The following is a 13281-nucleotide window of genomic DNA, read 5'->3' on the forward strand; positions in this document are numbered from 1 at the left end:
TTTATGGAATTCGAACATCGGCCCGTTCTGCTGGAGCCGACGGTGGACGCACTATTGCTGCCCGATTTTGGTGGCAAAGGCGCGGCACGGTCGCACTCCCAGACCGAGCCGGATACGGCTACGCGGGCGGAACGCGGCGTGTTTGTCGACGGCACTTTTGGCCGCGGCGGGCACAGTCGCGAACTGCTTGGACGCCTGGGCAAGTCCGCGCGGCTGGTGGTGTTCGACAAGGACCCCGAGGCGATCGCGGTAGCCAACGCCCTGGCGGCGGCGGACCCTCGGGTCACGGTAGTGCATGGCGGCTTTGCCTCCATGGCGGAAGAATTGCAGCAGCTTGGCATCGACAAGGTCGATGGCCTGATGCTGGATCTGGGTGTTTCGTCGCCTCAGATCGATGACGCCGAGCGGGGCTTTTCGTTCATGAGAGACGGCCCGCTCGATATGCGGATGGACACCACTCGTGGTCCCACGGTGGCGGAATGGCTGGCGCAAGCCAGCGTGGATGAGATGCGGGAGGTCATAGCGGATTATGGCGAAGAACGGTTTGCTTTTCAGGTTGCAAAGGCGATTGCTGCTCGCCGCGCAACACGGCCGCTGTGCACCACGCTCGAGCTTGCCGAGTGCGTCGCCAGCGCCGTCCGCACGCGCGAAAAGGGGCAGCATCCGGCCACACGCACCTTTCAAGCTTTACGGATTTACATCAATCGGGAACTCGAAGAGCTCGCGCGCACCCTCGCGGCAGCTCTAGACCTGCTTGCCCCGGGAGGGAGGTTGGCGGTGATCAGCTTTCATTCGCTTGAAGACCGCATGGTCAAGCAGTGCATCGTGGCGGCGGCTCGGCCTGCCGCCGCGCATGCACGCCTGCCCCTGCGCGAAAGCGAAATGCCCCAACCCGTCCTGCGGTCGCTGGGACGCGTGCTGGCCGAAGACGAAGAAGTCTCGGCCAATGCGCGGGCCCGATCCGCAGTCCTGCGCGTTGCCGAGCGTACAGAAACGCCGCTGCCCCCCGAGGGCGGTTTTGCTTTTGTGAAAATCGGTTCGCTGCCCGGCAGCGATCTGGCTCCGCCGCCTCGCCGCGGCGGCAAAGGGGGGCGGCGCTAATGGGGCGTGTCAACCTGATCGTTGCGGCTTTATTGATGCTGTCGGCCATTTCCCTGGTCACCAGCCGATACCAGTCGCGCCTGCTTTTCGTTGAGCTGGGACGCGATCAGGCGCAGGCACGCGACCTCGAAACCAACTGGCGCCGTCTTCAATTGGAACGCGCGGAACTCGCTCGCAATGCGCGGGTGGATGCTATTGCCCGCGACGGTCTGAAGATGATTTCCATCGTTCCGGATCGCACGCTGTATGTGAATCAAGCCCCTGCGGCGTCGACCGGAGGCGCGCAATGAAACGCGTTCCCTTCTTCGATAATCCTGTGTTGCGCGGTCAGTTGCCCACATGGCGCGCGCGTCTGGTACTGATTCTGCTGTTCGGCGGATTCGCCGTGCTGGCGGGGCGCGCCCTGTTCCTGCAGGGCTTGTCGACGGAGTTTCTGCAGCAGCAGGGCGAACGCCGTTATGAACGTACATTGACCCTTGCCGCCACGCGCGGCAAGATCCTGGACCGCAACGGCGCCGTGCTGGCGTCCAGCGTGCCCGCGCGAGCCATCTGGGCCATTCCCGAAGATGCCAAGCAGGGCACGCCAGCGCAAATGGATGCCCTGGCGAAGCTGCTGGACACTCCCGTGGCCGATCTGCGTCGTCGCTTGGTGGACGAAGACAAGAATTTCGTCTACCTGAAGCGCCAGGTCTCGATGGATGTGGCTGACAAGGTCAAGCAGTTGAACATGCCAGGCGTGCACCAGCAGCCCGAAACCCGCCGTTACTACCCGGATGGCGATGTGATGGCTCATGTGGTCGGCTTCAACAACGTCGAAGACCAGGGCCAGGAAGGTGTCGAGCTGACCTTCAACGAACAATTGCAGGGCCGGCCGGGCAGTCGCCGCGTCATCAAGGACCGTCTGGGCCGCGTGATTGAAGACGTGCAGGCGGTGACCTTGCCGGTGGATGGCCGCGACCTGCGCCTGTCTATCGATACACGCCTGCAGTACCTTGTGTTCAAGGAATTGAAGGACGCCATGGACAAACACCAGGCCAAGGGCGCCACTGCCGTCATCGTGGACGTGCATACGGGCGAAATCCTGGCGTTGGCAAGCGTGCCGACCTTTGATCCGAACAACCGCGAAACCTTCCACGGGTCCAAGCTGCGCAACCAGGCCATTACCGATACCTTCGAACCCGGCTCGATCATGAAGCCGTTTACGGCGGCGCTGGCTTTGGACCTCGGCCGCATCACGACGTCTACCTTGTTCGAAACCGGCAATGGCCGCTTCAGCTACCAAGGCAGCACGATCAGCGACGTCAGCCGCAACGGCACGCTGGATGTGGCGGGCGTGCTGCGCAAGTCCAGCAATATTGGCATGACGATGATTTCCGAGAAGCTGGAATCCCGGGAAATGTGGGACCGCTTCACCGAATTAGGCTTGGGGCAAGCGCCTCAGGTGGGATTCCCCGGCGCAGCGCCGGGCCGTTTGCGTCCGTGGGATCGCTGGCGCCTGATCGAAAAGGCGACGATGGCCTACGGTTATGGCCTGTCGGTATCGCTGCTGCAGGTGGCGCGCGCCTATACCGTTTTCGCCCGCAACGGCGACATGGTTTCGCTGACCCTGGTCAAGCGCGATAGCGATCCCACCAGCGTCAAGATCTACACGCCGAAAACCACCGCCCTGGTGCGCGGCATGCTTGAAGCCGCCGCTGGCCCCGAAGGCACAAAGGCCGCTCAGGTGCAGGGCTACCGCGTTGCCGGCAAGAGCGGCACCGCTCGCAAGATCGTGGATGGCAAGTACAGCACGCAACGCTACCGCAGCTCTTACGTGGGCTTTGCGCCAGTGTCGGATCCGAAGATCGTCGTGGCCGTGTCCATTGATGAGCCGACGGTAGGCGGCTACTACGGCGGCGCCATTGCCGCGCCCGTGTTCTCCCACATTGTCGGGGGAAGCCTGAGGTTGATGGGGGTGCGGCCGGACGCGCCTTTCGAATCCACAATTGTTGCTGGTATCAAGGAGCCAGGCAGATGAGCGCCACAGGCTTCCTCTTTCCCCCTGTCGCCACGGTTGCTGAAACCGTGGCGTGGTTGCATGCGCATGTGTCGTTGACCGCGCATCTCAAGCTGGACTCGCGCGATATCGAGCCGGGCGACGTGTTTGTTGCCTGCCCGGGCCTGTCCAGCGACGGACGTCTCTATATAGATAAGGCATTGGCGCTGGGCGCCAGCGCCGTGTTGTTCGAAGCACCGGTCAGTGGCGCCGTGCCAGAAGCCGGCGCCGATACGCCCATGCTGCCCGTGAATGGTTTGCGCACGCTGCTGGGCGAATTGGCTGACACCTGGTACGGCCGTCCGTCCGCCGCGCTGGCGGTGGTGGCGGTCACCGGAACCAACGGCAAGACCTCGTCGGTGCAATGGATTGCGCATGCGCTAAGCCGCAATGACAAGCCTTGCGGCACCATCGGCACCTTGGGCGCCGTGTTGCCAGACGGCAGCACGCTGGGGGGCGACCTGACGACGCCCGACGTGCTGACCGTGCATCGCACGCTGGCCGCCATGCGCGACGCCGGCGCTCGGGCCGTTGCCATGGAGGCGTCTTCGATCGGCATCGAGCAAGGCCGCTTGGACGGCGTGCGTGTGGCGTTGGCCGCCTTCACGAACCTGACCCGCGATCACCTTGACTATCACGGCACGATGGAACGTTACGAGGCCGCCAAGGCGCGCCTGTTCAACTGGCCGGGCCTGACCGCCGCCGTCATCAATGCCGACGACGAGGCCGGCCGCCGCCTGATGGCATCCTTGCCTTCGGGCATGGATGCAATGGGCTACAGCCTCAGCGATGCCGCCGATATTCCCGCCGCGATGCGCGCGCGCGATCTTCAGGCGACATCGCAGGGGCAGATCTTTACGCTGGTGTCCCCGCACGGAGAGGCCCAGATCGTGACGCGCCTTCTGGGCGCGCACAACGTGTCGAACCTGTTGCTGGTGGCCGGCGTCCTGTACAAGCTGGGCCTGCCCTTTGCACAGATCGCGCGCGAACTGGCCGCAACGGATCCCGTTGACGGCCGCCTGCAAACCGTTGAAACCGTACCCTCATCAACACAGGCCTCCACGGGCCGGGGCACGTTGGTCGTGGTTGATTACGCACACACGCCGGATGCGCTGTCGCGCGCGCTGACCGCGTTGCGCGCGGTGGCGGTTGCGCGATCGGGCCGCTTGATCTGCCTGTTCGGCTGCGGCGGTGAACGCGACCCGGGCAAGCGTCCCGAAATGGGCCGAATCGCCGCCGAGCTGGCTGACCACGTCGTCGTGTCCAGCGACAACCCGCGTACTGAATCACCCGAAGCGATTGTCGAACAGATCCTTGCCGGCATTCCTGAAGCGGCGCATGCCGACGTCCAGGTCGACCGCGCGCGCGCCATCATGCAGACCATCTGGTCGGCATCGCCCGAAGACGTGGTGCTTCTGGCGGGCAAGGGGCACGAAACCTACCAAGACATCGCGGGCGAAAAGCTGCCCTTTGATGACCGCGAATGGGCGCGCCTGGCGCTGCTGCTGCCACACGTCAAGGGCGTGTCGACGGACACGCGGCGCATTGGTTCTGGCGAATTGTTCGTGGCGTTGGTCGGAGAAAACTTCGACGCGCACAATTATCTGGACCAGGCCGAAGGCCGTGGCGCCTGCGCGGCGGTCGTGGCGCACGTAGTGCCTGATTCCAAGTTGCCGCAACTGGTGTTGGGCGATACCCGACTTGCGTTGATGCGTATCGGCGCGGCATGGCGCGCGCAGTTCACGTTGCCCGTGGTGGCGGTGACTGGCAGCAACGGCAAGACGACCACCAAGGAAATGATCTCGGCCATGTTGGCCGAATGGCAGGGCGAGTCGGGCCGTTTGGCCACCGCCGGCAATTTGAACAATGACATCGGCGTGCCGCTGACGCTGCTGCGTCTGCGCCCCGAGCATCGTGCCGCGGTGTTCGAATTGGGCATGAACCATCCGGGCGAAATCGCCCAGTTGGCCGCCATGGCGGCACCTACGGTCGCACTGGTGACCAACGCGCAACGCGAGCATCAGGAATTCATGCACACCGTTGAAGCGGTGGCGCACGAGAATGGCTCGGCCATCGCGGCGCTGCCTGACGACGGCGTTGCCGTGTACCCGGGCGACGAGCCGTATTCGGAAATCTGGGATGCGCTGGCCGAGCCACGCCGTGTGCTGCGCTTTGGCTTGCAGCCCGGACTGGACGTGTATGCCGAGCAGATTCTGGCGGATGTTGGCTCGACGCGCTGCCGCGTGGTAACGCCGGTGGGGGTCGCCGACCTGGTGCTGCCGGTGCCGGGCCTGCATAACCTGCGCAATGCGCTGGCCGCCATCGCCAGCGCCATCGCCGCGGGCGTGCCGCTGGATAGCGCCGTGCGCGCGCTGGCTGGCTTCGCCCCGGTGGCGGGACGCATGCAGCACAAGCAAATGAGCGACGGAACGCTGCTCATCGACGACACCTACAATGCCAACCCCGATTCGGTTCGCGTTGCCATCGACGTGCTGGCGCGGATCGCCGGCAAGCGCGTCCTGGTGTTGGGCGACATGGGCGAGATCGGGGACAACGGCCCCGCCTTGCATGCCGAGGTGGGCAACTATGCGCGCGAGCAAGGGCTTGATGCGCTCATTACGCTAGGCGAAGCCAGCCGGGCGGCCGCGGCCGCTTACGGTTCTGGCGCGCACGCCTGCGCATCGGTAGACGAAGTGGTTGCCGCCTTGCGCGGCTTGCGCCCGTCCTGCGTATTGATAAAGGGATCGCGCTTTATGCGCATGGAGCGGGTAGTGACGGCTTTTTCCACGAACGACGAACAGGCGGCCAAGACGCAGGGAGAGCAGCATGCTGCTTGAATTGGCCCGGCTGCTTTCCGATGATGTGCGCGCTTTGGGCGTGTTCGAATACATCACCTTGCGTGCCGTCTTGGCATGCGCGACCGCGTTGCTGATCGGCCTGGTAGCCGGCCCGCGTGTGATTCGCAAGTTGACCGAAATGAAGATCGGCCAGGCCGTGCGCGCCTATGGCCCGGAAACGCATCTGGTCAAGACCGGCACCCCCACGATGGGCGGCGTGCTGATCCTTATTTCCATCGCCATCAGCACCTTGCTGTGGGCCGACTGGACCAACCGCTTCGTGTGGGTGGTGCTGCTGGTGACGTTCGGCTTCGGCTGGATCGGCTGGATGGACGATTACCGCAAGGTGGTCTATCGCGATCCCGAAGGCATGCCCGCACGGCAGAAATTCTTCTGGCAAGCCACCATCGGCATGATCGCCGCGGTGTACCTGGCGTTTGCCGTCTCGGCCCCCGCCAACACCGATCTTTGGCCCTTGTTCAAGGCCTGGGTGGGAAGCGGCTTCTCGATGCCGCTGCCGACGCGCGCCGACCTGATCGTGCCGTTCTTCAAGTCGGTGAGCTATCCGCTGGGCGTGCTGGGATTCGTGGCGCTGACGTGGGCTGTGATTGTCGGCACCAGCAATGCCGTGAACCTGACCGACGGCCTGGACGGCCTGGCCATCATGCCCACCGTGATGGTGGGCAGCGCCTTGGGCATCTTCGCCTACGTGGTCGGCCGCGTGGACTATTCGAAGTACTTGTTGTTTCCGTATATTCCCGGCGCGTCCGAACTCATGGTGCTGTGCGCAGCGATAGGGGGCGCGGGACTCGCGTTTTTATGGTTCAACGCGTATCCGGCTCAGGTGTTCATGGGCGACGTGGGCGCGCTTGCGCTGGGTGGCGCGCTGGGCACCATCGCCGTCATCGTGCGCCAGGAAATCGTGCTGTTCATCATGGGTGGCGTGTTCGTGGTGGAGACGCTGTCAGTGATGATCCAGGTGACCTGGTTCAAGTACACGAAGCGACGTTATGGAACAGGTAGACGCATATTCCGCATGGCCCCGCTGCATCATCACTTTGAAGTGGGCGGCTGGAAGGAAACCCAGGTGGTCGTGCGTTTCTGGATCATCAGCATGATGCTGGTGCTGATTGGCCTCTCAACCCTGAAGTTGCGATGAATACGATGGAAACCTCCCGCGCTGACGCGCCGCTCGTCCTGATCCTCGGATTGGGCGAGACGGGTGTCGCCGCCGCACGCTGGTGCGCCCGCCTGGGCGCCCGCTTGCGCGTGGCCGACACACGCGCCGAACCGGGCGGGCTGGCCGCGCTGCGCGACGCGCTGGCGCAAAGCGACGTCGAATACCGTCTGGGCTGCGATGCGTCGTTCGACGCGGCCCTGCTGGATGGCGTGACGCAAGTGGTGCTTAGCCCGGGCCTGGCGCCCACGCAAGCGCCGGCCGCCGACTTGCTGCGCGAGGCCGAGGCCCGCGGCATTGAAGTGGTGGGCGAGATCGAATTGTTTGCCCGCGCGCTGGCCGATCTGGCTGACACGCGCGAATACCGTCCGCGTCTGCTGACGGTGACGGGCACCAACGGCAAGACGACCGTTACCGCGTTGACGCGTGACCTCATCGACGCCAGCGGCCTGTCGGTCGTGGCGGCCGGCAACATCAGCCCGGCCGCGTTGACGGCGCTGATGGACGCGTTGGACAACGATGCGCTGCCGCAAGTGTGGGTGCTGGAGTTGTCCAGCTTCCAACTGGAAACGACACGCTCGTTGATGGCTGACGCGGCCATCGTGCTGAACGTGACCCAAGATCATCTGGATTGGCATGGCGGCATGGACGCCTACGCGGCGGCCAAGGCGCGCATCTTGACGATGGCGCGCATTGCCATCGTCAACCGCGACGACCCGCTTACTGTTGCCATGGTCAAGAGCGTGAACGCCTTGAATGTGCGCAGCTTCGGCCGCGATATGCCCGAGCTGGTTGGTGACATGGGGCTGGAATTGGGCCAGGGCGTTGCTTGGCTGGTGGCCTGCGAACCCATCGATTTCGATGAGCCCGCACCGCCCACGCGCCGCAAGAAAGATGCACCCGAGCCGGTGCGCGCCAATGGCCGCATGAGCCGCCTGATGCCGGTGGACGCGCTGCGCATCCGTGGCATCCATAACGCCCTGAACGCCTTGGCCGCCTTGCAGTTGGCCCGTTGCCTGGACCTGGGTTGGGGCGCCATGTTGCGCACGCTGCGCGAATACGCCGGCGAGCCACACCGCGCGGCGTTTGTGCGCCAGATTGGCGGTGTCGACTACATCAATGACAGCAAGGGCACCAATGTGGGCGCCACGGTGGCCGCGCTGGAAGGTCTGGGCCAGCCCGTGGTGCTGATCGCGGGCGGACAGGGCAAGGGCCAGGATTTCTCGCCGTTGATTCCCGTGGTGTCGCGCCATGCGCGCGCCGTCATGCTGATTGGCGTGGACGCGCCCGAGATTGCGCGCGTGCTGGCGCCCACTGGCGTCAACTGCATCGCCGTTGATTCGCTGCATGCCGCCGTGCGCGGCGCGGCCGAACTGGCGCAACCGGGCGACGCCGTGTTGCTGTCACCGGCCTGCGCCAGCCTGGACATGTTCCGCAATTACCCGCATCGCGGCCAAGTGTTCGTGGAAGAGGTCGAAGACCTGGCCCGCGACCGGGGAGAGGTGGCATGAGCCTGATCGCCGACCTCACCGCCAGCGTCAATGCCGTACGGCCCGGCCGTACCAAGATGCGCAACTTCGATCTGCCGCTGGTCATCGCGGCGTCGACGCTGTTGCTGCTGGGCTTGCTGATGGTGTATTCGGCGTCAATCGCGCTGGCCGACGGCCCGCGCTACGCCTCCTATGGGCGCTATTACTTCGTGATCCGCCATGGCCTGTTCGTCAGCGCCGGCCTGCTGGCGGGCGCGGTGGTGCTGGCCATTCCCATCCGCGTCTGGCAGCGCATGGCGGTGCCGCTGTTCATGTTGGCCATTGTCTTACTGGTGGCGGTCTTGATTCCTGGCATCGGCCGCGAAGTCAATGGCGCGCATCGCTGGATTCCGCTGGGCCCGCTGAACTTCCAGCCTTCCGAATTGATGAAGCTGGCAGCCTTGCTGTACGCCGCCGATTACACCGTGCGCAAGCAGGAACACATGCAGGCGTTTGCCCGCGGCTTTTTGCCGATGGCGTTCGCGCTGGCTGGCGTGGGCATGCTGTTGCTGTTGGAACCCGACCTGGGCGCCTTCATGGTGATTGTCGCCATCGCCATCGGCATCCTGTTCCTGGGTGGCATCAACGGCAAGTACTTCAGCAGCCTGCTGGGCGTGCTGGTCGGCACCTTCCTCACGCTGATCTGGCTGTCGCCCTGGCGTCGTGCGCGTTTGTTCGCGTACCTGGACCCCTGGAACGAAGACAACGCCTACGGCAGCGCCTATCAGTTGTCGCATTCGCTGATTGCGCTGGGCCGTGGCGAATGGCTGGGCGTGGGTCTGGGCGCCAGTGTCGAGAAACTGCATTACCTGCCCGAAGCGCACACCGACTTCCTGATGGCGGTGGTGGGTGAAGAACTGGGTTTTGCCGGCGTCATGCTGGTGATCACGCTGTTTGCCATCATCATCTATCGCGGCTTTGATATCGGCCGGCAGGCCATCGCCATGGAACGCACGTTTGCGGGCCTGGTGGCGCATGGCGTGGCCATGTGGTTTGGCGTGCAGTCGTTCATCAACATGGGCGTGTGCCTGGGCCTGTTGCCGACGAAGGGCCTGACCCTGCCGCTGATGAGCTATGGCGGATCGGGCGTGGTGATGAACCTGTGCGCGCTGGCCATGCTGATTCGGGTAGATGTGGAAAACCGCGTAATGATGCGTGGGGGGCGAGTATGACCGCGGCCCGCACCATTCTGATCATGGCCGGGGGTACCGGCGGACACATCATGCCGGGCCTGGCCGTGGCTGACGTGCTGCGCGAGCGCGGCTGGCGCGTGCTGTGGCTGGGCAACCCGGACAAGATGGAAGGCAAGCTTGTGCCGCCGCGCGGTATAGAACTGGTGCCGCTGCGCTTTCAAGGCGTGCGCGGCAAGGGAATGTCCGCGCTGCTGAAGCTGCCGTTTCTGCTGCTGCGCGCGTTCGCACAAGCTTGGTCGCGGTTGGCGGATGTGCGGCCTGACGTGGTGCTGGGTATGGGCGGCTACGTGGCTTTTCCCGGGGGCGTGATCGCAGCCCTGCGCGGCACGCCGCTGGTAGTGCACGAGCAGAATGCCGTGGCCGGCACCGCGAACAAGTGCTTGGCCAAGATGTCGCGTCGTGTGCTCAGCGGCTTTCCGGGCGTGCTGCCCAAGGGCGAAGCGCTGGGTAATCCCGTGCGTGCCGACCTGTGCGCGCTGCCCGATCCGGCGGTTCGTTATGCCAGCCGTTCCGGCCCGCTGCGCCTGCTTGTCGTGGGTGGCAGCCTGGGCGCGCAGGCGCTGAATACGGTGGTTCCGCAGGCGCTGGGCCGCCTGCCGCAAGATCGCCGCCCGATGGTCGTCCATCAGGCTGGCGAACAGCATCTACCCGCGCTGCAACAGGCCTACGCCCAGACGGGCGTGCAGGCCGATTGCCGCGCGTTCATCGATGACATGGCGGGCGCCTTGGGCGATGCCGACCTGCTGATCTGCCGCGCGGGCGCCATGACGGTGTCCGAAGTGGCCGCAGCGGGCGTCGCCGCGCTGTTCGTGCCCCTGCCGCATGCCATTGATGACCATCAGACCGCCAATGCGCGCTTTTTGAGCGACGCAGAGGCCGCTTGGCTGCAGCCGCAGTCCGCCCTGACGCCCGAGTGGCTGGCGGACTGGCTGGCCCAGCGTACCCGACAAGAACTCGAGGCCGTCGCCGTCCGGGCCCGCGCGCATGCGCAGCCGGAAGCCGCGGTCCATATCGCCGATGTCTGCGAACAAGCAGCGGGGCGTTCATCATGAAACACAGAATTCAACATATCCATTTCGTAGGCATCGGCGGCTCTGGCATGAGCGGCATTGCCGAAGTGCTGCTCAACCTGGGCTACACGATCAGCGGGTCCGACCTGAACGAGTCGGCGGTGACGCGCCGTCTGGCCGGTCTGGGTGCAAAGATCGCAATCGGCCACGTGGCCAGCAACGTCACGGGCGCGGCCGCCATCGTCACGTCCACCGCGGTGGCGGGCGACAACCCCGAAGTGATCGCCGCGAGGGCCGCGCGTATCCCCGTGGTGCCGCGCGCCGTCATGCTGGCGGAGCTGATGCGCTTGAAGCGTGGCATCGCGGTAGCCGGCACGCACGGCAAGACCACGACCACCAGCCTGGTGGCCAGCGTGCTTGCCGCTGGCGATCTGGACCCCACTTTCGTGATCGGCGGACGCTTGAACTCGGCCGGCGCCAATGCACGCCTGGGTCAGGGCGACTACATCGTGGTCGAGGCCGACGAGTCCGATGCGTCGTTCCTGAACCTGTTGCCGGTGATGGCCATCGTGACCAACATCGATGCTGATCACATGGATACCTACGGGCACGACGTGGCCCGCCTGAAAAGCGCTTTCATCGAATTCACGCAGCGCCTGCCGTTCTATGGCAGCGCGGTGCTGTGCTCGGATGACGCGAACGTGCGCGAGATCATGCCGTTCGTGTCGCGTCCGATCACCACCTACGGCCTGAACGAAGACGCGCAGGTGCGCGCCTATGAAGTGCAGCCGGCCGGTACGCGCATGCGCTTCAACGTGCAGCGCACGCACCTCGACACGCTGCTGCCGCCCCTGCAAGTGGAATTGAACCTGCCCGGCCTGCACAACGTGCGCAACGCGCTGGCCGCGATTGCCGTTGCCACCGAGCTGGGCGTGTCCGACGACGCCATCCGCGACTCGCTGGCCGCTTTCAAGGGCGTGGGCCGCCGGTTCACGCAGACGGGCGAATTTCCGGTACCGGCCAGTCATGGCGGCGGCACCTTCACGGTGGTCGACGATTACGGCCATCACCCGGTTGAAATGGCCGCCACGCTGGCCGCCGCGCGCGGCGCCTGGCCTGACCGCCGAATTGTGTTGGCTTTCCAGCCGCACCGTTACACGCGGACGCGCGATTGTTTTGAAGATTTTGTGCGAGTCCTGGGCACCGCCGACGCCGTGCTGCTGACCGAGGTGTACGCCGCCGGCGAGCCGCCGCTGGTGGCCGCCGATGGCCGTGCGCTGTCGCGCGCGCTGCGGGTGGCGGGCAAGGTTGAGCCGGTGTTCGTCGAGGACGTGGCTGAACTGCCGCAGGCCGTGGTCGACTTCGTGCGCAACGGCGATGTCGTCATCGTGATGGGAGCGGGTTCGATCAGCAAGGTCCCCGCCCAAGTAGGAGAGCTGGCATGAGCGCGCAATTCGGCAAAGTGGGTGTGTTGTACGGCGGTCGTTCCGCAGAACGCGAGGTGTCTCTGATGTCCGGCAAGGGCGTGCAGCAGGCGCTGGCCAGCGCAGGCGTGGACGCGCACCTGTTCGACACGGGTGAACGCAGCCTGGCCGAACTGGCTGCCGAAGGTTTCGACCGCGTCTTCATCGCGCTGCATGGCCGCTACGGCGAAGACGGCACGATCCAGGGCGCGCTGGAACTGTTGGGCATTCCGTACACCGGCAGCGGCCCGATGGCGTCCGCGCTGGCCATGGACAAAACCATGACCAAGCGCGTGTGGCTGCAGAACGGCCTGCCGACGCCTGAATTCGAGGTGCTGGACGCCGACACGGAACTGCGCCTGGTGCCCGACCGCCTGAGCCTGCCGCTGATCATCAAGCCGCCGCATGAAGGCTCGACCGTCGGCATCACCAAGGTTGTGGGTTATTCCGACATGAAGGAAGCCTATGCCGCGGCCGCGCGCTTTGACAGCGTGGTGCTGGCCGAGCAGTTCATCACCGGCCGCGAACTGACCGTGGCGGTGCTGGGCTCGGGCAAGGGGGCGCGTGCGCTGCCGGTGATCGAGATCGCCGCGCCCGGCGGCAACTACGACTACGAACACAAGTATTTCTCGGACGACACCCAGTATTTCTGCCCCGCAACGCTACCGGACGGCGTTGCCGAAGAAGTGGCTGATATTGCCGTCAAGGCCTATCAGGTGCTGGGCTGCGAAGGCTGGGGCCGCGCCGACTTCATCCTCGACCGCAACAACCGGCCGTGGCTGCTTGAAATGAATACCTCGCCTGGCATGACCAGCCATTCGTTGGTGCCGATGGCCGCGAAGGCCGTGGGGATCAGCTATGCCGATCTGTGCGTGGCGATTTTGTCCGAAGCCTCGTGCAAAGTGCACAGCGCCTCGCGTAACGCTTGACCTGGAT

10 protein-coding genes are annotated in these 13281 nt (G+C 65.0%); all 10 read left to right on the forward strand.

Features of this window, described 5'->3' with window-relative positions:
• Positions 1-3 precede the first annotated feature (3 nt).
• From rsmH to ELS24_RS04235, 10 genes are read left to right on the forward strand one after another with little or no spacing between them, the layout of a single operon-like run.
• Complete coding sequence (rsmH, locus tag ELS24_RS04190; RefSeq protein WP_050450187.1) at positions 4-1101, forward strand: 16S rRNA (cytosine(1402)-N(4))-methyltransferase RsmH; 1098 nt, start codon at positions 4-6, stop codon at positions 1099-1101.
• Positions 1101-1391 carry a cell division protein FtsL gene (gene ftsL, locus ELS24_RS04195; RefSeq protein ID WP_050450186.1) on the forward strand — a complete coding sequence of 97 codons (291 nt, stop codon included), beginning with the start codon at positions 1101-1103 and terminating at the stop codon, positions 1389-1391. The genes rsmH and ftsL overlap by 1 nt, the downstream gene beginning before the upstream one ends.
• Positions 1388-3118 carry a peptidoglycan D,D-transpeptidase FtsI family protein gene (locus ELS24_RS04200; RefSeq protein ID WP_050450185.1) on the forward strand — a complete coding sequence of 577 codons (1731 nt, stop codon included), beginning with the start codon at positions 1388-1390 and terminating at the stop codon, positions 3116-3118. Before ftsL ends, ELS24_RS04200 begins: the two co-directional genes overlap by 4 nt.
• Positions 3115-5973 (forward strand): bifunctional UDP-N-acetylmuramoyl-L-alanyl-D-glutamate--2,6-diaminopimelate ligase MurE/UDP-N-acetylmuramoyl-tripeptide--D-alanyl-D-alanine ligase MurF, encoded by a 2859-nt coding sequence (gene murF / locus ELS24_RS04205; protein WP_127183460.1) that lies wholly within the window; start codon positions 3115-3117, stop codon positions 5971-5973. The genes ELS24_RS04200 and murF overlap by 4 nt, the downstream gene beginning before the upstream one ends.
• Positions 5963-7132: a phospho-N-acetylmuramoyl-pentapeptide-transferase gene (gene mraY, locus ELS24_RS04210; RefSeq protein WP_050450183.1), complete on the forward strand. Its 1170-nt coding sequence runs from the start codon at positions 5963-5965 to the stop codon at positions 7130-7132. Before murF ends, mraY begins: the two co-directional genes overlap by 11 nt.
• Positions 7129-8661 carry a UDP-N-acetylmuramoyl-L-alanine--D-glutamate ligase gene (murD, locus tag ELS24_RS04215; RefSeq protein WP_127183461.1) on the forward strand — a complete coding sequence of 511 codons (1533 nt, stop codon included), beginning with the start codon at positions 7129-7131 and terminating at the stop codon, positions 8659-8661. Before mraY ends, murD begins: the two co-directional genes overlap by 4 nt.
• Entirely contained in the window at positions 8658-9851 is a 1194-nt protein-coding gene (gene ftsW / locus ELS24_RS04220) for a putative lipid II flippase FtsW (RefSeq protein WP_050449958.1), read from the forward strand. The genes murD and ftsW overlap by 4 nt, the downstream gene beginning before the upstream one ends.
• Entirely contained in the window at positions 9848-10924 is a 1077-nt protein-coding gene (murG, locus tag ELS24_RS04225; RefSeq protein WP_050449959.1) for an undecaprenyldiphospho-muramoylpentapeptide beta-N-acetylglucosaminyltransferase, read from the forward strand. The genes ftsW and murG overlap by 4 nt, the downstream gene beginning before the upstream one ends.
• Complete coding sequence (murC, locus tag ELS24_RS04230) at positions 10921-12327, forward strand: UDP-N-acetylmuramate--L-alanine ligase (RefSeq protein ID WP_127183462.1); 1407 nt, start codon at positions 10921-10923, stop codon at positions 12325-12327. Before murG ends, murC begins: the two co-directional genes overlap by 4 nt.
• Positions 12324-13274: a D-alanine--D-alanine ligase gene (locus ELS24_RS04235; protein WP_127183463.1), complete on the forward strand. Its 951-nt coding sequence runs from the start codon at positions 12324-12326 to the stop codon at positions 13272-13274. Before murC ends, ELS24_RS04235 begins: the two co-directional genes overlap by 4 nt.
• Positions 13275-13281 lie beyond the last annotated feature (7 nt).

Source organism: Achromobacter spanius, assembly GCF_003994415.1.
In the GTDB taxonomy this organism is placed as follows: Bacteria; Pseudomonadota; Gammaproteobacteria; order Burkholderiales; family Burkholderiaceae_B; genus Achromobacter; species Achromobacter spanius_C.